A 303-nucleotide genomic window follows, 5' to 3' on the forward strand; every position below is an offset into this window, starting at 1 on the left:
GGTTGATGAACACGTCTTCCGGCCGCACGCCTGGGTCCTCAAGCAGCAGTTCGACAATGCGGCGATAAAGCGCCTGCTTCTGCTCCAGGTTGCGCGTGTTGTTGGCGGTGATCTGGATGATGACCACATCGTCGCTGCGCGCGATACCGAAGTACGTGGGGCTGACGCTGAAGGTGCTGGCGTCGTGCTCGGTGATCACCATGAAGCGATCGTCTTCCGGCACGTTGAAGGTCTCGCGCATGGCGCGATAAACGCCGTCGAAAATGGCTTGGTGATAGGCAGCGGGCTTGCCGCGCCGCAATG

The 303-nt window shown here is 60.7% G+C and carries 1 protein-coding gene; it reads right to left on the minus strand.

Annotated elements, in window-relative coordinates; genetic code table 11:
- Window positions 1-303 (minus strand): tautomerase family protein (locus RVY79_RS18815; RefSeq protein ID WP_317466078.1); only part of this gene is annotated, 303 nt, incomplete at both ends.

It is taken from the genome of Chromohalobacter sp. HP20-39 (assembly GCF_033052815.1).
Classification (GTDB): Bacteria; Pseudomonadota; Gammaproteobacteria; order Pseudomonadales; family Halomonadaceae; genus Chromohalobacter.